Annotated in this window: 16 protein-coding genes; all 16 read right to left on the bottom strand. The window is 44.1% G+C overall.

Features of this window, described 5'->3' with window-relative positions:
- Nucleotides 1-39 precede the first annotated feature (39 nt).
- The 16 genes from ACFFJH_RS16110 to ACFFJH_RS16035 all read right to left on the bottom strand — a co-directional run bounded on the left by ACFFJH_RS16110 (nt 40) and on the right by ACFFJH_RS16035 (nt 23,179).
- A complete protein-coding gene (locus tag ACFFJH_RS16110; RefSeq protein WP_390213965.1) occupies nt 40-6,801 on the bottom strand; it encodes a contractile injection system tape measure protein in 6,762 nt (2,253 codons plus the stop codon).
- A gap of 25 nt (nt 6,802-6,826) precedes the next feature.
- Nucleotides 6,827-9,400 (bottom strand): hypothetical protein, encoded by a 2,574-nt coding sequence (locus tag ACFFJH_RS16105; RefSeq protein ID WP_390213964.1) that lies wholly within the window; start codon nt 9,398-9,400, stop codon nt 6,827-6,829.
- A 13-nt stretch (nt 9,401-9,413) separates the two neighbouring features.
- Nucleotides 9,414-9,707: a hypothetical protein gene (locus tag ACFFJH_RS16100; protein ID WP_390213963.1), complete on the bottom strand. Its 294-nt coding sequence runs from the start codon at nt 9,705-9,707 to the stop codon at nt 9,414-9,416.
- A gap of 4 nt (nt 9,708-9,711) precedes the next feature.
- Nucleotides 9,712-10,530, bottom strand: a complete 819-nt coding sequence (locus ACFFJH_RS16095; protein ID WP_390213962.1) for a hypothetical protein — start codon at nt 10,528-10,530, stop codon at nt 9,712-9,714.
- The gene (locus ACFFJH_RS16090; RefSeq protein WP_390213961.1) at nt 10,527-14,297 is read right to left on the bottom strand and encodes a baseplate J/gp47 family protein; all 3,771 of its coding nucleotides are present in this window, start codon (nt 14,295-14,297) and stop codon (nt 10,527-10,529) included. Before ACFFJH_RS16090 ends, ACFFJH_RS16095 begins: the two co-directional genes overlap by 4 nt.
- Nucleotides 14,298-14,312: 15 nt before the next feature.
- Entirely contained in the window at nt 14,313-14,726 is a 414-nt protein-coding gene (locus ACFFJH_RS16085) for a GPW/gp25 family protein (protein WP_390213960.1), read from the bottom strand.
- Between the two features lie 63 nt (nt 14,727-14,789).
- A complete protein-coding gene (locus tag ACFFJH_RS16080; protein WP_390213959.1) occupies nt 14,790-15,089 on the bottom strand; it encodes a PAAR domain-containing protein in 300 nt (99 codons plus the stop codon).
- Between the two features lie 69 nt (nt 15,090-15,158).
- Nucleotides 15,159-16,949 (bottom strand): type VI secretion system tip protein VgrG, encoded by a 1,791-nt coding sequence (gene vgrG / locus ACFFJH_RS16075; protein WP_390213958.1) that lies wholly within the window; start codon nt 16,947-16,949, stop codon nt 15,159-15,161.
- An 83-nt stretch (nt 16,950-17,032) separates the two neighbouring features.
- Entirely contained in the window at nt 17,033-17,710 is a 678-nt protein-coding gene (locus ACFFJH_RS16070; protein WP_390213957.1) for a CIS tube protein, read from the bottom strand.
- Nucleotides 17,711-17,712: 2 nt separating this feature from the next.
- Entirely contained in the window at nt 17,713-17,877 is a 165-nt protein-coding gene (locus ACFFJH_RS16065) for a DUF5908 family protein (RefSeq protein ID WP_390213956.1), read from the bottom strand.
- A gap of 94 nt (nt 17,878-17,971) precedes the next feature.
- Complete coding sequence (locus tag ACFFJH_RS16060) at nt 17,972-18,439, bottom strand: phage tail protein (protein WP_390213955.1); 468 nt, start codon at nt 18,437-18,439, stop codon at nt 17,972-17,974.
- An 8-nt stretch (nt 18,440-18,447) separates the two neighbouring features.
- Nucleotides 18,448-18,906 (bottom strand): phage tail protein, encoded by a 459-nt coding sequence (locus tag ACFFJH_RS16055; protein WP_390213954.1) that lies wholly within the window; start codon nt 18,904-18,906, stop codon nt 18,448-18,450.
- 94 nt (nt 18,907-19,000) lie between these two features.
- A complete protein-coding gene (locus ACFFJH_RS16050) occupies nt 19,001-20,551 on the bottom strand; it encodes a phage tail sheath family protein (RefSeq protein ID WP_390213953.1) in 1,551 nt (516 codons plus the stop codon).
- Between the two features lie 17 nt (nt 20,552-20,568).
- The gene (locus tag ACFFJH_RS16045) at nt 20,569-21,381 is read right to left on the bottom strand and encodes a hypothetical protein (protein ID WP_390213952.1); all 813 of its coding nucleotides are present in this window, start codon (nt 21,379-21,381) and stop codon (nt 20,569-20,571) included.
- Nucleotides 21,382-21,455: 74 nt separating this feature from the next.
- Nucleotides 21,456-22,031, bottom strand: a complete 576-nt coding sequence (locus ACFFJH_RS16040) for a Pvc16 family protein (RefSeq protein WP_390213951.1) — start codon at nt 22,029-22,031, stop codon at nt 21,456-21,458.
- A 551-nt stretch (nt 22,032-22,582) separates the two neighbouring features.
- Nucleotides 22,583-23,179 carry a class I SAM-dependent methyltransferase gene (locus tag ACFFJH_RS16035; RefSeq protein ID WP_390213950.1) on the bottom strand — a complete coding sequence of 199 codons (597 nt, stop codon included), beginning with the start codon at nt 23,177-23,179 and terminating at the stop codon, nt 22,583-22,585.
- Between the last annotated feature and the right edge of the window lie 70 nt (nt 23,180-23,249).

Raw genomic sequence — 23,249 nt, 5'->3', positions numbered from 1 at the left:
CTTTTAAGGGTTCGATTCTTTTCTGATGCTCTTTTTGTACTATCTCCAGTTCACATGCAAAGGCTCTGACATCCAGGGAAACTTAATCATGGCAAAACTCCAAGGCAATTGATCTAACAACATATCAAAACTCCCAGGCACGATCTTGAGTCGCCAGCTATCTTCTTCGAAATACAAATTACCCTGACGTTGCAAAAAAGTTTCGCGCAAACCTTGTATCGAAGTGCTTCCCAAAACTTGCCAATGTCCAATAACACCTCGTAGCATTTGCTGTATAACTTCTTCCTCATGCGCGCTTATGTCTATGCCCGCTACAATGGGAATCCCACCGTGTATGCCACACAGTAATTTATTCAGTGTTAGCTGAAACTCGGGTGTCCATGTTTCACCCGTCACGATATATTGCAAGAGATGTACCGCGCGTTGTGCCGCTGCTTCATCGACAAAAGCACCGTTTTGAACTAGCTCTAACAGACCAAATAAACGTTGCACATAGGGCGCGACTATGACCATGCCGGCATTCAAGACATGCGATTCATGTGCCCATAATGTGCTGCTCTCAGTGTGATCACTTTTTATTTTTGAATCGCGGTTAGTAGTCTTGTTGAACGCGCTGGGCTGCTCATTGAGTCTATTTTGATTATGAGTTGTATTCGATTTTTCATCAGTTCCAGCAGGTGAAACTGTGGCAGCCAATTTCGCTTGGTAGTTGGCTAATTCCTTCATGGCCACGGCGGGCGCGGGTATGGAATGTGTGTGTCCCAATTCAGTCAACAGTTGAAATAAGAAATCCTGATAGCGGTGCGTTTCTGCTTTTAAGAGCTCTGCACGATAAATGGCTTGCCAACTTGCCTTTGTGAGTAGTGCTGAATTGAGCCTTAAAGGTACATAAAATACGGCTTCTATACTGGCAATGATGTCTTGTATGTCGTTTGCTAGCCGTGGTCGTAACAAACGGAACAAACGCGCCAAGTCGCAGAGTGTCGCTAATTGTAAATAACGGTCTAGGCTAAGCGGTTTGTTCAGCGCACGGATAAAGTCTGCCCATACCGAAGCATGTTCAGGATGTAAACGACTGAAGCTGATAGTTAGATATTTTTGCTCTGGTAGCGAAAGTTCTTGTGGGCTATGTAGTAAATGTGGGAGATGGCGCAACCATAATGCTTGTATCGCGTCGAGTTGCGTATTTGTTCTCTTAGCTTCCTCGACTGGTTCTGCCTTAGAAAGGTGTGAACCTAGTTTTTTTCTAGGTAGAAGTAAATCACGCCAGCTTGTGCCTTCTTCTATTTCTGTTTTTTCTTCAGCTCCAGTGTCGTCTTCATACGCAGCGAATAGGGCTATCATACTTTGATTGATAGCCTCTATTTTTTGATCTTGATTGACTAGTTGCTGAGAGTCTTGAAGAACTTGTAAGCGTTCAGCGAAATACTGCCAAAACTTTTGTTGTTCCAGTTCGCTACTATTGCCTAGCAGCGCATGCAGAATAGCTTGACGTTGACTTTCGTTGAAGGATCTTAAGTACTTGATTCCATTTACGACGTCAGTATTTTGTGCGCCTATGAATTCACTTCTTGATTCATGCGCATCTTGTCTTAAGATAGCGTTGAGTAGTTGCGGTACTTGCTCGCAGATGGTTTGCAATAACAAGTTTTGCACTTGCATTTTATCTAAACTAGGATAGGTCGCATTTAGGCCATTCTCAGAATTTTGTTTTAATTCCAGCCGCTGCCAATCGACGAGTGTCTCTAGGCTATCGATTAAAAGGCATTCTTGTCTTATTTCTTGCAGCGTAGCTTTCAGCAGTGGGGTCGAAGACGATATGTGCTCGCCTAATTCTTCTAAACATGCTGCTAATACATCGGGTACAGACGCTACTTCAATCCGACTCTCTGTGTTATTTAACAAGGAGAGTAAGACGCTAGTCAGGAATTCTCTGAGCGTTAATCGTGATGAGTCGTGATCGAGTAAATAAGCAAACGCGGCTCGACTACTTTGTTTTTGACATTCGCCGAGGTTCATTCCCGGATTGAGATATTGACGGCAAATATCCCACGCTTGCCACAATTCTTTCAGGCAAATTGCGGCTGTGATGGATAAATTTTCTAATAGATCGAATAGCTGCCCCATCGAATTTTGGGCGATTATTTTTTCACGTAAAGATGGGGTTGTCAGATAGCGTCGCTGTGCCTGTTGCAATACCTTAGCGTGGTTTCGCTTAATGTCATCCCAGATCCATTCAAGACTGTGCAAGCGCCCATCTAACATGGCTAAAGCCAGTTTATGGGGCAGTGTTTCGCGTAACTGAGCAGGTAAATCAGATTGTTTTTTTCCAATATCGAGGTGAGATGCAGATACGGCGTTTGGAGTGGCATCTTGCTCCTTATCTTGCATGTTTGCTGTGTGACTTGACGCTAGCCAATTGCTGCTTGCTAAGCTGCTTGCACAGGCTTGATATATATCGGATGTAATTGACAGTGAGTGTCGTGAAATCATTTCAAAAAACGTTTCGTCTAAGGCAAACGTCGCTTTAGTCATGACCTGCCAACGTTGATATAAGTGGGGCGGCATTGCTTGGCTCATTGCCGCTAATAGAAATGCGAAATTTTTTGCTGATGCGGTAAGGACGGCATCGTGCGCCGTCCGCTTTGTAGCAGTGCTTGGGGTTGTCGAATGTTCGGACTTTGAATCGAGAATTGAATTAGATAAAAACTCAGACTCCGATTGAGAACTTAAAGGCCCATACCTTACCGATAAATCCGTACCAGATTCTTGCTGAGCGCAGAGCCATTCAATAGTCCAAAGACGAAATACCGGATTGTCCAACACAGCTTGCATGTCTTGCTGCCAAGGGCTAGGCGCTGTCTTTGCTAAGTAGTTTTGTTGTATGCTTAACTGACTAGTCAGTTGTTCAGATTCTTGTTGTTCTTCTTCGTATGTTTCATTTTGATCTTCTTGCGCAAGAATACTGGCGATATTTTGTCTCAAACTCAGCGTTATATTTTTTTCGATTGTCGAAGCACGCGAGTCGCTTACGATTACTTTATTGTTCGCGCTCTCATGGCTCTCCGTGATCAATGCTTCTTGCGCCTCGCTATGAGTCAGCTCATCCAAACGTAAGAAAAAATGTTGTGTTAGCGTCGTTCTTTCTGGTGATGTTTGCATATGCGCAGCAATGTCGACTGTGCTCCTCTGCGAACGTCGCTGCCTATTTACGCTGGTAGCTAAGCGCGTCACTTGAGCTTGAATGTCTTCCAGATCCAGCGCTTGATCATCGCGTAAGCTATCTAGTAGCAATTCCAAGAGCAGGGCTGGATGCTCGCTTATCTGCATAGCGTCTTTAATACTAGCTAGCATAAGCGCATAATTATCCGGTGGATTACTGGCCTCGTCGCTCGACTCGTGCAGTATCCACCAATGCAAAAATTGCTCTAATTCTTCGACAGTGAGCGCTAATTGTGCGAGTTGTAAATGAGAGCTTTGCCATTGACGGAAAGCCACTAGAAGTGGATTCAGACCATTCCATGTAGGCTGAACGGTTGCGGTGGCTTCGGCTATTTTCTTCGCGTCTATGTCGTCTATCACATCCCTCGTTTCATTGGGCGCAGTTTTAGCCTGAGTATGCTCAAGCAAGCTGGACCATATTGCTTGTATCTTCTCTACTGTATTTGTGGATAGATTCTGTTCCGATTGTGATTGCGCTGGTGATTGCAATGGGGACACTTGCGAGGTATCGGTGTCTTTGATTTTTTTATCACCAGCAAAAGATGACTCTAAAAAATCATCATAAAAGTTTCTCAAGCCTTGCGTCATTGAGCTTTCTGTCGGTTTGTTTAAGCGCAGTAGTTCATCAATGACTAAAGTGAATTGCGCTAAGTAGGCCTTAGACTTTGATACCTGATCTGCTGCTAAACCTATGGTTTTACTTTGTACACTTTGACTCAATTGAGCAGTTGAGACGATAGAAGTTTGTTTTAATAAATTTTTCGTTTGATGTAATAACTGCGCCAGCGTGGGATACAGCAAGGCTAGCAAGTCGATCTTATCGTCCAAATGAATTTTCAGAAGTAGCTGTGATTGCTTGGTTTTTTGAGATGGATCAGATGCGGGTAAGCGCTGCCAGATGTGTATCAGATCTTTGCTGTATATGCGTATTAATTGCGACAATATAGAACTTGCATCCGTCGATGTTGTAACTAACATCCTCTCAAAAAGCGCCAACGCGTCGTCGCTAAACTCATCGGTCTTTTCTAGTTTTGTTTCTGATTTTGTTTCCTGCGCTATGGCATCAGATTCGACTTCAGATGAGTTTTGCTGCGAGCTGTATTCAGGTGGCGCAACTGCTTGTAGTGGCTTGAGTTGCTTGAGCTGTACGATATCCAGCGAGCCTGGGCGAGTCGCTAACATCACTGTTAGTGCAGCACTCAGTGTAGAGCTCATTGCCGTGATCGCCACCGTGTTTTCTGAGATATGCGCTGCCGTCTTGATAGCAGAGACTGAGCTTATTTCAATATTAGAAAAAAATTCGTCCATCACCGCTCGGCCTAATTGTGCCTGAAATTGGCGCGCCAATTGAATTAATGCAGTTTCACCTGCATAGCTAAGCCAATGCCGCCAGAGTTGTGGGCGTAATAGATACAGTAAATCTAGATTTGTTTTCAGACCTGTTTCAATGGCGGCATCGAGTATGTTCGGATTACGCGCATTGAGGTTCTGTTCTAGTTCCGTTATCGTTGATCGTGCGTTGTCTTCGAGAGGTATCTCGGTCAACCTCGCTGCCTTTATCCAATCGAATAAAAATTCCGCATTGGGATCTTGAATCAATTGTTGGCTTACTGTACTGGTTAAAAAATGAGCGCTCAGTGCATCAATTTTTTTTGTTAACAGTGTTTGTAAGAATTGACGCAGACTTTGCTCGTGTTGTGGATGATTATTTATGTCAGCAAGCAGACGAAAATCCGGTTGCCAATAGTCGTACATATCAGGGTAGTGTACGGGTAATAGGTCTAATAAATAACTAGTAGCTAGCTGGTACAAGTAGGCGTGGTGACGCTCAAAAAGTGCGCGTAATGCCTTGGGTTTTTGCAAAAGGCTAGGCCATGCTTGTAAGATCGCTTGGAGTTCATTGAGTTGCTCGGGCTGACTTGCCCGATTTGGCTGATTTTGTTCATTATGCTCAAGGGCATCCAGCTCGCGATCCATATAGTGATGTTGGATTTTATCGAGTACCTCAGAGCTAGGTCTTGACGTACTAAAGCCGCCGGTTGGCGTATTGTCTTCGGTCTTGAATATGTCGTCTAGTGTGCTGCCTATGTCACGGCTATTATTGTTGATTTGATCGCCGATCTGAGCGCTCAGTTTGATGCTGTTTGGTTCGGCGCTTAATAATTGAGTTAGCACATGATCGCGTTTTGCGGCAGTTAGTGAGCTTAAATCAGCTTGATGCCGTGCGATAAACCAAGCGCAATGCGGTTGCAATACAGCGATGATCTCTAGACATTGAGGTGTTGAAAAACGGCGCAGCCAATGCGGCCATTCCGATTTTCGCAAGCTGCGGAATAGATTTACTTGACTGAGTAAAACATCATGCCAGTGCGAATACCATAGCGTGTACCAATCCCTTGGAAGCGCCTCATAGTTCGTCGTTTTAATAGCATTGAGGATGGCTAGATAGCGGTGGTCGTTTGGTGGTTCTGTTTGAACATGCGCGCTAGTATTGGTGGAAGTAGCAATTCTGCTCGCGACAATCACAGCGCGTAGTGCGTCGACTTGATCTTCCTCCCATGAAGGGAGACCATCGCTGTGCGTTGGCTTTGTATTTTCTTTGATCAGATATTGACTGAGGTTGTCGAGAACCAGTTCTAATGCAGTTCGCGTCGTATTTGACAGGCTGTGATCTTGTTGTATTAATTGAGCATAGGTATTAATCGCCTGCGTGAATGTCTGTTCTTGTGACTCTAGCCAAGATTGGATGAGTGCAGGCAGCGATTTTACGTGTTGGCTCGCTTTGAATAGTCGCTTCCAAAATGTTTGCTGCTGATCTTGGTTGGCGCTTGGGTTTGATTTCAAATTGCGTAGCGTTGTCGTATGCGCTAAGCGCAGTAATTCTAAACTGATCCAATCTAGGATTAGTTCTCGTTCTTGTGCAGGCCAGTGAGCTAAGCTGGCTTTGATAAGTTGAAATAATTCCGGTGTTTCAAATTGGCGTACTAAACGCGTCAATTGAATATCATCGTTGATTATCTCGGATAAACATTCTTCCAGCACATTGCGGCGCATAGGCTGTTTAGCTTGATTCATCGTATTGCGCGCAGATACAGATGATGATTGTGTCACCAACTGAGTTGTGGAATGAGACAACAAATTATTGAGTAAATGGCGGTGAGCATGTTTACCTTGTTGCTCTAATTCCCAAGCTAATTGGCCGGTACGTAAGAAATTAAGTAATTGGTCTTGGAGTATGTGTGCTTCTTGTACTCTTAAGCTATGTTCTGTTTTTTCGGCAAATTCAAAGCTGAGCGCGTTCATTAGTTGGCTATGCAAACGACGTTGCAATTCGTTAGCCGACTCGGCTTGACTCACGGTGCCGAGATCAATTTCTAATCTTTCCAAACGTTTTGTGTGGGTGAAATTACTAGATCGCCCCATTTTTTCATGTAGCTGTTGATCTAGTTGATGCATCACTTGATCGATGACAGGTAATAGATTTTCTTGTATCCAGGCAGGCAAAGCGTGTTCATCCGCCGGTGTCGCGGAAAAGTTCACATCAAATGCCAATTGGTGGATACGGTTAATCGGTTTCATGCTGTTTATAGTCGCTTGTATTCAGTCATATCCAGTAATGAAGCGTTGATTGCTGCCGGTTTTTCTTGATGAATTCAATCAATTGTTGAGCGCTCTCATCTAAGGCTTGTAAATTCCCAGAATCGTCAGAGAAACCAGTGCTGCTGCTTGCTTGTAAATGACTTAGCCATTGAAGGTAGCGCAATTCGAACTGGGCGAAAAATGCAAAATCTAACCAGTAAAACTCTGGCAAAACGTGCGCGGGCAAATGTTGAGCAATCAGATTTTCTATCCAGCGCCGACACTTTTTATCAACAAAGCGTGCGGTAAAACCGGGCAATACTATGCTGACACGATGCGCATAGAAATCTTCAGTCGAGGTTGCATCTCTATCCTGAGTGTTGGCGTTGGACGCGCTGCGTGGGCGCAGGAGTACGTGTTCGAGTAAGTGGAAACCTTCACATTGCTGATTAATCTCTACGATCTTTTTTTGCATAGCGAGGGCGTAACTCTGTAACTCTGTTTTCGGCAACAGACAAATCGGTAGTACTTCCTCATGCCCATTGATTAAACACAGCCAGACATGATGTTCACCTTCTGGGTAGTAATGGTAGTTTTCCAAAAAAGCCGCATTACGTAAGACGCTGTCACTGAGTATATGATGCGGCAATTCAAAGTCAGACTCTGATGATGTCTCACTTGTCTGATTGTCACCATCGCTATGAGTGATATAAGGGATATAAGGGATAGTGAAAGTTTGTTCTACTCTCAAATTACTAGGGAAATTAATCTGCTTTGCAAGCTTTTCCTTGTAGCGCGTATGGCTTAGGTATTGCACCTTTTCTTGTAATACCTTACTGAAATGACGACCATTTTTGTGTTGATAATTGCCGATCAGAATTTGCAGGCGCCGCTGCAGTGCGGCGCGATTATCGGTGTCATAAGACTCAGTAAGATCGAAGCCTAGCCCGCGTTGACTACTGAGTTCACATAGATGCTGCAATAAGTGTATTTTGCAAAGAATGATATGTTGGTCAGTCTGTTCGCGGTGATAGAAGGCATAGCGACGCAGATCTTCCTCTGGGAATTGTTCACCATAGATTGCTAGTAGCGTGTCGAGTACCCGATTTCTTCGGTCATGAAAATTATCTTGCTCTCGTAAGATTTGTTCGACTTGATGAGAATTAGCTTGCTTGCTGTACAGATGTTCTATATCAGGAATCTCAGTATCTTCCAAGAATTGAGAAAAATAGCTTTGTTGCAGCGTGTCGTCGAGCGAATATACGCGGCGGATTTGCTGCAGTGATGCCAGATAATTAGCCATGATCTGTTCAAATGGGTACAGGTAGGCTTTTAATTGACGAGCTCTTGCGTGTACTTCGGGAGGCTCTGATTTGGGGACGCCATAGCGATTAATGCCGTAGATGGCGGGGGTGTCTTCTCCGAGCGAGGTATAGTCAGAAAATTGTCGTACCTGACCTTGCGGTAATTGGATTATCTTATCTATTTGAACTTGATCGCGACGGAATGCTTCGTGTTCAAATTCGAATTTTTTCAGGTATAGACTAACTTGTTCTGCGAAGGCATCTAGCTCACGTGTGCTTTGGCGTGAAGCGGTATTGGGGGCTACTGAATCTTTCGCTTCCAAGGCCGCGCTTCTGCCATGAACGAGACGTAAGGCTAGGATTTTTTGATGGTCTTCGGGGAAATGCAATACTGGGCAAATCGTATCATGATGAGTGAAGCGTAGATGTTCTTTAGCATGACCTTGTTCATCCAGTAGGTATAAAGATTTGACATTTTTTACACCGGGAATATGGCGCACCAAAGTAATGAGCTTGATGGCTTCCACATCGTAATTGTCTTGAGAAAAATAGCTATCATCGATATAACCATGTTCAGTGAGTGGACCGTCAAAAATGTCTTCCCACGTCATACCTTGTTGGCGCGCTTCTTCAAAGCGGGTTATGCGGCTTCCGCAGGAGATTAACTTGGCGCATTGAAAATAGATGTCGGCATAGATCTCAGTGCGCAGGCGACTATCATCGATTTCTATTTCTCCCGCCAAACTATAGGCGTGCGGTGTGACTATGTGGACTTGTGCGACATCGCGACACAAATTCCTGTGTTGCGCTAATAGCGTGATTACTTCGAGTCGTAATTGTTCGCGCTTAGCTGCTTCGTCACTCTCGCTATGTGCAAATAAGGATTCATGGGGCTTAATAAAAACGGTAAATAGGCCAGCGATGCTAGCCATAGGATCATCTTTTTTTCCTTGAGTAATCCACACATCATCGACCGCAGGTAGGCTGTCGTAAATCAGCTTGCAAAAATCTAGATCAGTTAATGCCTGATTCGGGAACACGTCTTGCGGGGCAAATAAGGCTTGTTCTTTATATTGAATTTGACCATGTTGATCAGTCAAAAAATCCGCTACGCTAAATTCGGTGCGATACAGTAAATCCGTTAAGCCGTAACACAATAATTCTAAAAGCGTGACACCAGGATCATGCAGGTTGTAGTCGGTCCACTTGCCTTTGGATAAATCCTGCAGCATAGCGATACCTTGCCGCCTGAGCCCCTCGAAATCGAGTTGCTCAGGATCGGCTTGACGGCGCATGATGTGATGTTGATTAATCACCCGCTGTGGCTTTCTGTATTTGTTGATGCATACTATGCAGCAAGCGGTTGACACGGTTGTAAGGCAGTTCGCCCAACACCTCTAAGATCAGACGCAATTGCGGCGCATTTAAAATAAATTTTCCTAAATCATGTTCTTCTGCTTCTGCTGAGAACGCTTGCGCAGCTTGTGAATTTAAGCTACCGATTAGCTCAAAGACTTGTTTGAACGGCCGCTCTGCCAAGGCTTCTAAGATCAAATTTCCCTGTGCCAAGCTGAGTTGTAAATGGATATCTTGAGTGTTCATGACTTTACTTTTTCACTTTGCCTTTAGCGACATATTGGGGCGAGGGTTGGCGCAATGGCTTCTGGTCACTTTCTAGCATTAAGGTATCTAGCCACAATTGATTCATGTGATACTTGATCCAGACATCTTCGCCATAGCCGCATCCGACCCGCATTTGTAATTTGAATTCAAAAGGTTTATCACTGTCTTCGGCAATCCAACGTAACTCGATGCGACTGCATTTATTGCCGAAATGGCTTTGGTGATAAGTGATGCTGCTATTGGCATTAAAGGTATTGAGAGCGAAGGCATGCATTAAGGCATAGCGCCCTTCGCTGTCCTTAGCACCGACACCGGCAACGATCTCCCATGCCTGACAGCCGGTCATAGTTTCCGTAATGTCATACCAATTGCCATCTGCGGGCGCAGCTAGTTCACCGTTGCGTCCGACTCGACCATAGGAGGCGATGCAGCCAGCAACATCTAATTCATATTGAGGTTGGCTTTGATGAATGCCGACCGCGGCACGACGAATATTGTTGCCGTCGGTGATACTTGATAGGGTAAGTAAGGAATTGTCTTGTGCGTCCTTAATGCTGAGATTGTCACCTGATTTTTCTAAACCAAAAGACCATAAGGCATTGCCGATGTTGATGTCCTTGTAGAAGCTCATTAGTTTCCCGTCGCGCAGTTGGGCGACTTTGAAACCATCTTCCGGAGTTTTATCAAAACCTTCGTCGAGCATATTTAACATGGACTCAATCAGATCAGAAAAATCTTCCTCAGTCGGCATTTTTCCTTGCTGGAACTGTTTCTTTAGCATGTCACGTGTTCTTGTGGTCATGTCTCTGTCCTTGGTGTTTTGGAGGGAATAATAAAAGTAGAACCGATTTTTAGTTCATTAATACCGACAGCTTTTGGATGCTGGTGTTGGTAGTGATCGACTAAAACGATCCAATGTTCGTTCATGGGAACCGCTACGCTCCACGGATAAGTAGGGAACAAATCTTTATCCGAACGCTGTAATGGGGCATTATCTTTCAGGTAATAGAGCAGATCGTTGGCGTCGCCAATCGGCGAAATCTGCAACATAGATACCGCAGTGACTTCTTCGACATAGTCGAGGTCATGTAAGAAAGAAATAATATTGTGTTGTTGTAACGTCCAGCCAAAATGTTGATGCTGTCCATCAGGATTCCATGGCGACAGATAAGCACACAGTGCTTGATTAATTTGTTCTATGTAGCGACCACTGTGTCGGTTACCATTCAAATGAGATTTCAGTTTGATTGTGCAACGGACTTGTATGTCTTCATACACCGGATTTTCTACACTGATACTGACATCCGAGGCAGCATAAGCTCGAATGAACTCCTGAATTTCATGAATTAAATGCCCGCTTAAACTAGGCTTTTGGTTCGCGTGTCCACCTTGATGCAGATGGGGTAAAACCACGATGAGAATATGACCCGCGCGGATTCTTTGTGCTGGATCTTGTTCTGAACGCAGATTGGCAAAACATTTCACTTTAAAAACTTGAGGAAAGTTTTCTAAGATGAGTAATTCATAATCAGCCGCGGTGATCGCACGATTTTTGTGGCGTAATCGTTCGCTCGCGCGGGTGCGGAATTGATGAGCATTTTCTTTTTCTTTACCATTAAAGCCTGGTCGTATTTGTAAAACGCTGTCGATTCCTACAATTTGTTGGCGACTACGTTTGATACTTAATGCCGGCAAATTCGGCATCGCTTTTTTACCATGTTGATTCGAATAACTCAGACGTATTGCCTGAGCGTAGACGGAATACAAGCTACAAAAGCGTTCTAAACCAGCGTCTGCGCTTACTCGGAGCCAGAATTTTCCCGCCGGTAGTATGGTATTGTTTTGATCGATTTGTTCGGGTACTTGTAGTTGTACGATACCGCTGGTCATAAAGCCATAGGTAGAGTCTTCCAGAATTTGTGCCTGACTAAAAGCATGCCAGTGATTCTCTGATAGATAGCACCAGTTCAATCCGGTTTTCTTAATTTTAGTCATAGGCAGTGAGTCTTCGCGCAGATAAAAATACAGCGAAAGTGTGCCTTGTAAATATTTTGCTTCCAGACCGATATATAGATTGCCAGCGTCTGCATAGTAGGGGATCAGCGCGGGTTGTTTTGAATGATCGGCAGAAATCGTTTCCCAGCCCATAGGATGCAAATGCAGCAATTGATTCTGGATGTAGAGTTCTTGTCCCTGATATTGCTGTTCAAAATTGAGCGTTGTCTTGGCTGCATAGTTCAAAACCACGCGGCTAATTTGCGGTGTATAAGGCGGATTGGGAAGCGCCTGACTGAATGCTAATTTTTTCTTTTGCGCATTTTGAGTCAGAGTTCGAGATAACAATTGCGGATATTCTTGGTGGCCAAATGCGGCTTCCGGGCCTTCTAGGCTGATTTTGAACAAGCCATTCATGGTCGCGGAAGTATAGGAAAATCGGTTGGCATTACCATTTGATGGCGAGGGCAGACTTGGTTTGTAGAATGCCAGTACTGACTTGAGGCTTAAGCGATTTTCTGGACTAACTTGATTGCTGAGGCTACCATCTGATCTAGTAGCGTATTCAAAGAGTGTGGTATTGGCTCCTGCTTTGATCCATTTACCATCAGCCAAAGCGGCGATTTTAACTTCAACCGCATCGGGTTTAAGAGGTGTTTCATAGCCGCGATAATGGGCTACGAATCCGCCTACTTTGGCCGGCAGTCCACTCCATTCTATATCTAGTGATAGATCCGTTAAATGCTTCCCTAGTACTTCCTGACAACCGACGACTAGATAAGAACCTAAGGCGGGAATCGGGCCAAACGGTAAGAATGGTGCCAATGCGCTTAATTGTCCGATTTGATTGTGCAATAGTAATTGACGGCAAGATTGAACATTGACTTCTATCGTAATGTCTTCGATCAACCAACGGGTGAGTAGATCATACGGATAAGCATATTCATTTTGCGTCATCTCAAAACGTAGCAAGGGCAATCTGGTTGGATAGACATCGCCGTGTATTTTGCTGTCATACGCTGTGATAGCTGGCGCACTAGCCGGTAAGCTAAAGCTAATGGCTAGACAATTGTCTGATAGCTCAGAATTTAAGCCGCGATATTCTGGTCTATATTCACCTACTTGATGCCAACCATTTTTGCTGGTCAAGGAAATTCTAAACATGCTGCGTAATAATTTGACGAACACATCACTTAAACGCAGATTACTCTGTGGTCGATTTTGATTTGCTTTGTCTATGATGCGTTTCAGTATGGCTTCTATACTGCTTTGCTCATTTTTTTTGAATTGAAATAAGACCCGCACGCTGCGATCACCTTCATTCATGAGCAAGGTATCGCTGGCAATCATGAAACCAAAACCTGACGCTGCGACGCCGGATAAATGTTCGCCAGGTTTGGGCGCACCGAATAAAGGTAATGGTGGCAGCTTTCCGTGATCGAGTTCACTGGCATCACTAGCTGGTAATGCTATCGTTTTGTGATAGCTAGATTGGCTTAGCAATACTTTGTCATGACGTGGTTTGCGATCAAAGTAAACGGTGTGGATAGCGACAACTTTGGCGTCGTTGAGCGTCGTTTTATCATCGGCAGTATAGATAATTTCATTTTGTTCTTCATCTAAACCTGCAATAAATTCCGTGCCTTTTTCGATCAAAATTTGGCGTGCATGAGCACTTGGTCGTATCAGTACAAAACAATTATCCGATGTCTGTTCGTGTGCTTCCATACCGAGCACATCTCGGTAATAGAAATCAATATGCTTGTCGCCAAAACGGTTTAAGCGTTGTTGCAGTTGTTCGAATAATCGAATAAAACCGATTAATAAGCTGATCGCAGGATCATGATCGCCGCTCATCAGTGATGCAGGTAGCAGTGCTTTGATACCATTCTGTAGGATACGTATCGCTTGATTTAGCGTATGAAAATTATGCTGTATTTCGCTGAAAGAGGGTGTCTTCTCTTTTCCTTGATTGGCACTATTGTTGGTACGAATCTCTGGGAGCGGCCAGTCAACCAGCTCTTGAAATCGCTCACTCATCAGATTTTTAGCATGTGGCATCAAAACTCGTGGCGTGCTGTCGCATAGAGTTTTGATCTCCCATTTCAAACCACGCAGTATGCCTTCCAATAATTTTTTTACTTCATGTGCGATGTCACTTTGTATTGCACTGATATTGATGAGCCATTGATTCAAAGCGCGTACAATTAATAGCGGTGAATTCAAAGCGTCACGATAACTGGCATGCAAAGGAGCGACAATGTCTTCGCGAAACCAGTTACGGTATAGGGGTTGTTGAGCCAATCGGTTTTCAAACTGTTGACTCAACCGATCTGATTTGATCGAGAGAATACTGGCCATCAATATAGTCTCATCCGCATTGAAAAACTGCTGCCAATCACCATCCACTTTTAAGTCAAGTTTGTAGAATTGCACAAGACGAGCATATTCACTGGCAATCGCCAATACTTGCTCATAACGCATTTCGTAAAGATGGAAATAGTCACCGCTAAGAGCGGGGAGCAGACGCTGGCTTTGGCTGCGTCCATCGCTGATGGTTAGGCGGTGTTTCATATGCACACCTGAAGATTACAAATGCACATCGGTACCTTCTCGTAAATAGAAGGGATAAACGATGTTGTGCCGGGTGTTGGTGCTGATGACGCGATAATCAATTAAAAAGACTAATTTGCCGTCGTAAGCTTCCGACGTATCGGTGTGTATACCCTCGACAATGACACGCGGCTCGTAAAATAAAATCGCCCGTTGTATCAAATCTTTGAGTACGGTTAAAGTGCTCTCGTTAATATTTTCATAGACCTGACTTTTGATACCGCAGCCGAAACTAGCTTGCATCACACGTTCACCGGGGTTGGTGCCGAGTAGTATCAATAAGCTTTGGCGTATGTCTTCCTCAGCACTGACCATATGGACAATGCCACGTTTTGAAAACGTGGGAGGAAAACCCCAACCCGTACCCAGAAATGCGTTATCTTTATCCACAGTATTTATCTATCTAATCGGCGACGCTTTGACATTTCTAACTGTTTCTACCGCTTGGCAAAACTAACCACCGATGATGACGGTGGGGAAACCAAAAACAATATTGCCGCCATGAGCGGTCGTGTCACCTATGCGTGCTGCTGGGCGATTGCTAATGAATACCGTAGTGCTACCTTTGACTATGGTGTCAGGCGGCCCGACACAGACGCACATATCACCTAGCACTGCCGCAGGTAAGCTACCAATTAGCACATTGGGGACGCAGGGGCCAGAAATAGGGCCACCTACATGCGGTATCGGTGGCACGCCTGGTGTCACCATGGGGCAAACATGCATATCAGTAATTCGTGAGGCAGGAGGCATTTTTAGCTTTCTTCTTTTCGTTCATTTTCGGGCTCGATGTTAGGCTCAGTGTTAGGAGTAGTGTTAGCACTAATTAATCATGACCAAAGCACCTTTCACCGTGGTCTGTCCTGCAGCAGATAATTCTGCGCTGGCAGTACCCTTAGCGGTCAAACTCAGGTTGGCCGTGCTAGTAATGTTTAGCCCTGTGGTCGTGACATCCATTTGCGCTGCCATTTCTATATTTTGCATTGCTGACATCGAGATTTTCCCCATTGCTTTGATGGTAATGTCCTTGGGGCTGTCTAATAAAATTCCAGTAGGGCTGAGTTCTACTTTATTGTTGTTTTCATCTTGCAGCAAAATGGATTTATCCTGATCGCTGATGACGATTTTATTGTTCGCTGGGGTGATGAAGGTGATGATTTTCTTGCCGTCATCAAATTCCATTTTTAACTTGCTGCGAGTGACCAGCGCTTTGAAATTATTTTCCGCCGTTAACTCATAAGGCGGTACGTGCTTGCTGCTATACAAGCTACCTAAAATGACGGGGCAGGAAGGGTCGTTGTTAAAGAAACCTAGTACCACCTCGTCACCAATTTCAGGAATGATGAAAGCGCCAAAACCGGAAGAGCCGTAAAAGCTGGCAAAGCGGGCCCAGACACCAGGTGTGCTGGCATTCATGATGGGGAGCGATACTTGAATTTTGTATTGACCTTCTGGATCAGCATCCAATTTCATGACAATACCTATATGCAGACCACAAATACCAGCGGTCCATCCCGCCGCTTCCGGTGCTTGTACTTGATGTTCCTCAGTGAACCAATACGTAGGCATACCGAATTCCACTTCGGTAATCCAATTGCCATCATGCAGGCGGTGCATCACATTACTGGCGATGACATTGCCATTAAAATGTGTGCCCACGCCTTTGAGCTCAAGTACCACACCAGGTTTGACTAATGCGCTGCCCTGAAATTGCATGCTACCGCGAATGCGCGATAAGGCTGCCTTAGTTTGTTGCGCCTTACTCCAAGCCGTGAGAGTAGCGCTTTCTAAAGGTGCCGCAGTTTGTAAAGCAAAATCACCTGTGCCGAGTACTTTGGATAAAGTTTTCGAGTCTAGATCACCTTGGCCTGTCAGTGCTGCTGGTTGTGCGGTTTGCTGCACGATGGCCAGTTGTGCTAAGTCCCAACTGGTGCTGGTAACGGAGCTAAGTTGCCAGCGCGAATCTAGCTCCGCTTGAAAGTCAATCAAATCCAAGCCATAGGTTAAAGTTAACACCGGACTGGCGCTAGCCAGTGGTGCTTTGACGCTGACGGTACCAGCGTCCACTGTCACCAAAAAACCATTCACTTCGGCCCGCGCCATCATGTAATCCCAGTCGCTCGCATAGTATTGAACCAATTCTTTATACATCACGCTAGTGCTGTCTACGCTGGGTGTTAAGCCATTGTGATTGCTAATGAGGGTGGAGATAATTTGGTTGTCGGTCTTATTGATGAAGTTGGCATTCTTTCTGCCCACAGTCATCGCTAAGGCTTTATCGCGGCACTCTATGATCAGGCGAGCATAGTTATCGCCATTTATTTTGACCGAATGTTTAATCACAATACCTGTAAAGATAACTTTGGTTACGCTATCGTAGCCAGCGCTGATAACGACTTCAGTACCAGGTTTGAAATTACCCGCATCAGCCACAGGAAAAATCCCGTTCGGCATATCACCGTCGATGACTGTGATAATCGCACTGGGAATGCGGTTCGTACTATGATCAGTTTCTATAGATACGATTTGTACAATGTCCGGTATAGGCGATCCATCGCAAGTGATAATGAAACTGAGAACGCCGGTACTGTCTGTGAGTGGGGAGCTGGCCATTGTGCTTCTTTTCTTGGTAATGACTACATGTATTCGAAATCGTGGCGACTAATTATTTATGACTACTCGTGGGTACTCGTAACTTAGACCAACGGTGGAAATCGTAAGCTGATTCCGGGTTGTAATTGACGAAAAGAACTCAGGCCATTGATTCTTGCGACTTCCGCACAATAGGCACTGTCGCGATAAATTCGCTCGCATAACAGCGGTAAGGTGTCGCCAGCTTTGACCGTGACTAAATGGGTTAAATCAGGAGAACTGCGTGCTTCTTCTTTGACGATTTCAGCAGCGCTGGTGTACTCAACAAACTGTAGAGAAATTCTGGCTCGTAGTGGTTCGCCATTGGGTTTGAATAGCGTGTAATCAAATTTTAAACCCTCCGCACGACCGTAGAAAATCAGACTGCCCCACACAACTTGTACGATAGGTGCTTCATGCTTGGTACCTACATAGGTGTAGACCGTATTGCGTAGAGATTCAACTTGTTGTTTGACCGTAGTTTTGGTACCAGGCACCACTCCGGTACCATCCAAGACTAACTCTTTTAGGCTTAATTTTTCTGGTTGGCTAGCGTGAAATTTTGCTTCGTTACCAGCTTGTCCTAAGGTCTGATTTTTAGCGTATTTGATGGAGAAATCATGACCATAACCTGCTGGATTGATCAAAGCTTCAAACACAGGACGTGAGCTATCGACGCTGATGCTGCCGTTTTTTGCGACTGTACAGCCAGAGATTTTTAATACGGTTTTTTGCCCGGACACGTCTAGCGCTCCCGACGTTCACGCAGCAAATTTTGTACAAGTTTGCGGCATTCAGACAGGATTTCTTCTTTCATTAACTGCTTATCAAAATCAGCCTCATCGTTTTGATCGACTGGGCGATTGATGATCGTCGTTTTGATAATCAATTCTTTAATTTCGATAGCCATGATGTGAAGCACTTCTATAGGTAAATGAGAAAAACGGCGCGTTTTATGAAACTGCTTTAAAACTTAGCTACTGCATTCTTACAACTCAGGTAGATCATTTACTGCGTTTCGAATAGGTATAAGCAAAGGTCATTTTTTCTATCGCTACCTCATTCTTGGTCGCATTGAATCCCTCTACTTCCCACTTAATCGGATAGGCATCAATAAATGCCCATGCTCGCAATACTTGTGCATCTGCGCCATTCAGTTTGACGATGATGGTTTGTGGCACGATGGCTTTTATAAATGCGCCTTCCAAGGTGTCCTTACACCATTTCACTAAAGGTGAATTGAGCATAGAAATACCGCGTTTCAGTTCCAGATTAGGATGCTTAATGCTTTTGGGAAGCTGGTGGATAAAGCGATTTTCACCGCCTTCTACCACCGCTTCGGTTTCCATCTCTATACCTATACCTGACACTTCGCTAAACGAGGCGTCAGGTATCTGTCCACCATTCCCAAACGTCACCGTGAAATAGAAAGCGGGAGGAGGATATCCCCCCTCAAAATATTCACCACTCATACCTGTGTTTATTTATTCGCTATCGTCAAGCCTTCGTGGACGATCTCAATAGATTCAATCGCCACTTCATTGCCTTCTGATTTTAGATCTGTGCTGGAAATTTTAGTTGGCCAAGCATTCGTCAAAGTCCAAACCATCGTCGCTTTGCCAGTTTCATCCAACAGACTGATAGTGACAGGAACGCGTTTGATGGTATTGAGCTTGATCTGATTGAGCCAGTCCCAGAATTTATTGTCGCCTTTGAATACGCCTTTTTTCATCGTGATATTGCCGTATTTTTTCATACCCGGCATTTTGATTACGGAGAATACAGGGCTATTACCGTGACGATATTTAATTTCTTCTGACTGCACGTCCAAGCCGGATACTTCTTGAAAGGACATTTCGTTTTTATCCCATTCCACTTTGAAATAGAACTTCGGTAAAGGCCATACATTTGCCGATTGTTTTGATCCATCATCTGCCATAACAAACCTCTTTAATAAATTGACTTAAATAAAATGCGGTTCTCGGTTTTCTTTCGCGCTCACTGTGCAGTGAATGCTACGGAAAATCGGCGATCTATGATTTTTGCATTTGCTGTTGGAATGTGATCTCAATAAATTCAGCAGGACGGCTTAATGCCACCAAGATCGTCACACGCAAATAGCCTTCCAAAATATCTTCGGGAGTCATGGTTTCACCCAAGCCGACGTGCACGCTAAATGCATCTTCTGGACTTGCGCCAGCCAAACCGCCACGCTTCCAAATACTGGTCAAGAAGTTGCTGGCCATGCTCTTGATATTGATCCAAGTACCGCTGACATTCGGTTCAAAGACATAGGCTTTCGTCGCCAGACGCAGGGATTCTTCGATCATGATCATGGTGCGGCGCACGTTGATGTAACGCCAATCCAAGCTATTGCCGTCAAGTGTGCGAGCGCCCCAGACCAAGGTGCCTTCGCCGATGAACGAGCGAATCGCATTGATGGATTTACCCGCGGTTGAGACGTTTAAATCCTCTTGTTCATCGTGCGAGATATTCACGGTAGGAGAGACGACACTGGCCAAACTGACATTCGCTGGTGCTTTCCAAACGCCGCGTGAATTATCGACCATGGTATACACGCCCGCCATGGCAGCAGCAGGTGGCAGTATATTCAATTTGTTTTTGATTGCCAGCAGGATGTTTTTATAAGTCGGGCTGACTGAGTACAAAATCTTATGTAACTCATCATCTGACAAATAGGTTTTTAAAGTTTGGTCGCGTTTCGCATCACCAACTTGATTCAAAATATCGGCCAATTCTTTTGGTGCATCAGCACCGCCTGCTTCCGCCAGTAACAGATTTTTTACCTCGGTGACATCAACAAAACTGGAGAACTCCAAATCTGTGGTTTGCACGATAGAAGTGTTCAGCCATGGGTAGTAAGCTGCAGAATAATTTAAGTAATTAATTCCCAAATCACCACGGAAATTGGTAACGCAATCACCCTTAGGATCTTTGCGTTCTTTGTAACCGTCGTAAACATCCAGAATCGCAAAACGATTTTTTTGGTTATAGCAATGTTTCAAACTATATTGTTGAACACCTATGCAATTATCAAAATCGAGGGCTTGCGCATCAGGAATGACCACCATGGTTGGCTCTTGTTCTTTCAAGAGCAGATCGATACCATCTTCCAACGCTTTTCTGAGTATCGTTTCATCCTTTATGCTGCCGTCTTCTTCGGTCTTCGTGTAATTGCCGACAGAAACGATATAGCAAGGACCGCCACCATTTTGGAAGAATAATTGCATAGAGCGATACAGATAGAATCGTTCAGTATCTTTCTTCTCGTTAGGGCGCTTCAAGATATACGACTTACCGCCTGACTTGAAATCGCCAGCGAGGTTTTTGTCAGTGTTTTCTACAATCTTGAATTGATCCTTAGGCTCTTTACCAAAATAACTCTCGAATTCGGATAAAGAGGTAATGCGCCATGGTTTGTTCTTGAGAGAGCTGCCTTTATTGTCAGCAAATTTGGTGTATCCAACAAATGCCGGCACCGCAGTCGCCACTTCGACCACCGAGTTGGGGAAGGCATTTTTTTCTACGATATAGACACCAGGTGTTTTATACGCGCCAGCCATATGTGTTCCTTTGAAGATTATTGATGAATATAAATTTCCGCAACGACCAGTGATGGCCCGTTCGGATTTCCTTCTTTGCCAATTTTTTGAATACTGGCGTTTGGCAGTCGCCGCATTAATACTCTTCCTGTCGCATCGGCTTCACGTAATTGAAAACGTTGTGACGGGATACTTCGCATAGGGAGCGCGGTGTCAGAAATAAATGCTTGACCGTTGCTACCTACTACCTGTGTTGATGGGTGAAATACTGCACCCATCACATCACTGTCACGATCTAAATCAACGATCTGTAACTGCTTCTTTGCCAATGAGCCGCAAAAATAATATTTCCAGTGCATAGCTTTGGCTTTTAGATGAATAACATAAGTGCACATTTCCGCCTTTGGCCGATGTTGCAGCTCCACGCTAAAAACAATGGCTGCCTGGTGCCGTTCAAAACTGCTTAAACCAAAATCAGATGTTGAGTTGCTACCTGACTGCAATATCTGTATGTTTTTAAAATCATCAGTGCTAGTAGCACTCATCTCTGTAGCAAGATTTTTGCCAGAAAAAACAATAGGTTTTGCGTGCTCCCACGCTGTATAAAAATCGAACATAGGGTCAGATGCTGACACTAGAAATACAAAATTAAGTGACTCTTTTACCTCAACTGGATTTGCTTTTGAACTTGAATCTGAATCTGAGTTTGAATCTAAAGATGCGCCACCTGTTTCCCTGCTTTCCTGCCAAATTTCTATTCCCTTAGCACAGCGACGCAAAAGCAAATTTTCTCTTTGCATCATGGCGGCGCTTGCCTTGTCTGGCATAAATTCCAATGCGAGATTGTCCATAGTGTGGCTCTCTGCAAAGAATTCATGTTCGACCTGTATCGCGAATAAAGGTAAATACCGTGCCATGTTTGAAATTAGTGCTCAAGATTTTGGCTAGGGTCAGTAATGATAGGTACCTGTTGCACAATCGCACCCGCATCAACGGTAATCATTCGCACTCTGTAGAGCACCGACGGCAAATATTTACCACCCATCAAACTCCACAAGTTATTCAAATCCGGAATGTTTAAATTCTCCATGTCCAAAATTAATTTTTCTATTCTCGTATCTAAGCCCGGACTGTTATGGCGGTCAAAGACGGCTTGCTGTTGAAAAAAACTGATGGCCTGAGAAATCGTTTTTAAAGCCTCGCCATAATTACCCGCACCAAAATTGGCAGACAACATCAAATACAAATTTAGATAAAGCGGATTGCTATGGACTAACTGTCGCTCACCAGAACCTCGCATAGGTGTATTGAGCCGATAAGGCATATTGTCTTTTTCAATATTGACTAAGGTCAGCACTAATTTGTTGTTGGCGTTGGGGGCGACCGTCCCGTCTAATTCCATTAAGTTTGAAACCACTACGACATCTTCTAACACCTGAAAATTATTTTTAAATTGTTGATTCAATTGCTGAGCCAGATGAGTGATGGCAGCGTTAATCATGGCTCGTGTTCCTCAAATGATGAGCTGTACTTATATAAGACCAGTTTTTAAAAAAGTAGATAATTATTATTGGAAATATTTCTTTAAAAATTGGTTTACTACAGTAGCATGTTGGCGCATGTTAGAACAAACAAATATTCGATCTATAAGCAACAACATGGTGTATTTCTTTCATTCCTATAGAGAAAAATGGCGCGGTGTTATTACATGTAAATAGCTGGCATTTTCACGTAAATTTACTTTTATCCATGTAAAGTCTTAATAAGAAGTTGTATTTACAACTAAGGTAAAATCAACATTTCATTTTTTCATCTTCATGGATAAGACCAGTTATCTAGAATTGCGCGGCTTCGAAGGCTCACTCAATCCCAAAATGTTTGCAAGTTGCTTTGCAAAAGCTATGCCAAGTTAAAGCGTATGAAAGAAATGGGGGAACTGAAGTTGGAAGGATGTGTGGTGAAAAGTAGTTGTAGGCACACTCCATAGAAGGTATTTTGCGAGTATCGCTTAACAGTCAAGGATCTGGTTGTATGCCATTTAATAGCGCCAACTTATTTGCGCATAAAGACCGTAAAATCATCGGACAGATAGCCGGTATGGAGTTTTGCATCGGGGTCAAGTTGTTGGCAAAAGTGAAGTACTTGTGCGGGTTCATAGCCGCACAAAACTTGATCATCTGCAAAATGATGGACGTCTAGTAAATTAAAAATCACTCCCTTGTTCGCTATCTCCCACATGCGGCTTATCATTTGCCATGGGTGTAAGGAATTATTACTACGATAATTCAGACTGCCGCAGGCGATAGCGATATCGACTTTGGGTAAGCCGGCGGTTAAAAAATCAGATTGAAAAAATTGCGTATTGAGATGTGTCGCAAAACGTTGCGTCGCTTCATCGACAAATTCTTTCAGAAAATCAATACCGAGGTAAATAAAGTCGTAATAATGTTGGTCTAGGAAGAGCTTTAAATCACCATACCCGCATCCCAGATCTAAGATCGAACACCCACTCATATCGCCCCAAGCCGTCAGTGCCTGAAAGCGTTTTTGTTGGCTATCATTGTTTCTATAGCCAAGCGCACGCAGATCGTCTTGACCTAATCTATCTCGATGAAATGCTTGCACCGTCGCTTTTTCAATTAGATCCATCGTGTTTGTCTACCCACAAAAAATATCATCGTTGGAATGAGAAAGTTCTTATTTATTGTAACGAATTATT

The sequence above is a fragment of the Affinundibacterium danionis genome, from assembly GCF_042432465.1.
Lineage (GTDB): Bacteria > Pseudomonadota > Gammaproteobacteria > Burkholderiales > Burkholderiaceae_D > Undibacterium > Undibacterium danionis.
Note: the sequence above shows the minus strand (reverse complement) of the source record. Positions and strands in the feature narration are given on the sequence as shown.